This is a genomic window from Microtetraspora sp. NBRC 16547, from assembly GCF_030268965.1.
Taxonomy (GTDB): Bacteria; Actinomycetota; Actinomycetes; order Streptosporangiales; family Streptosporangiaceae; genus Microtetraspora.
The window spans coordinates 1-906 of record NZ_BSSE01000080.1 but is presented as its reverse complement, the minus strand read 5'-3'; the positions used below and the strand labels follow the sequence as shown (position 1 = coordinate 906).

The following is a 906-nucleotide window of genomic DNA, read 5'->3' as shown; positions in this document are numbered from 1 at the left end:
TGACGTTTTCTCACCGACTTTCAGCTGATCTTTCTGTGCTCGAAGTGGACGAGGACGAGGGCGGCCCGAGCAAGGTCCCCGATCCGGCTGGGGCCGAGCGTGGTGTGCTGCAAGGCGGTCCAGCGTTGGGTCAGCAGCGCGAAGCCGCGTTCGCCGAGACAGCGCAGCGCGCGGATCAGGTGGTTGTAGGTGCGGTTGTCGATGCTGAGGCCGTTGCCGTCGGCGGGTTGCTTGAACGGGGTGTAGACGCCGTGACCTGCTCCTTGGTAGCCGGGATCGGCGAGGATCGGCATGGTTCGGGCGTAGGGGTAGGCCGCGGGTAGGACGTGTGTGCGGGCGGCGTCGATGTCCGGGACGCCGCCGGGTTCCACATCGGAGGTCCACAGCGGGAACCCGTCTGGGGCGAACAGCGCCTGAACGTTGCCGCCGAAATCGGAGGTCTTCCCGGCGTACCAGGCGTCGATCTGTGCGCCTTTCACGCTGGTGGTCTTGATGCGGCATCGGTCGGCGTCGAAGACTTTTCCGTCCAGGATGAGGTGCGGCAGTCCTTCGCCGGCGGCACGGTGAAGGGCGGAGTGCAGGTCGGGGGCCTGATCCGCCAGGACGTCGATGGCCTCGTGCAGGTAGCGGTAGGCGGTGGCCTGGGAGAGGCCGAACGCCTTGCCATGCAGGGTGAGGTTGGGGCGCTGCCGGAACCAGGCGACCACGAAGACGGCTTGAAACCAGCAGGTCAGCGCTCTGGTGCCCTTCCTGGTTCCCCGGGCCGCGCGTTCCTGTCGCAGTAGTCGTGCGACGAAGCGGATGAGGTCTCGTGAGACGTCGAGCATGGCAGGATAGGTGATCACGTGGAGCCTTCTGGTAGACGGACGATCTTGTGGTGAGACCTCTTCTACCGAAGGCTCCACG

General features: G+C 65.8%; 1 protein-coding gene. It reads right to left on the bottom strand.

The annotated features are described in order from the left end of the window. Nucleotides 1–20 precede the first annotated feature (20 nt). Nucleotides 21–845 (bottom strand): transposase family protein, encoded by an 825-nt coding sequence (locus QSK17_RS35685; RefSeq protein ID WP_285711118.1) that lies wholly within the window; start codon nucleotides 843–845, stop codon nucleotides 21–23. Between the last annotated feature and the right edge of the window lie 61 nt (nucleotides 846–906).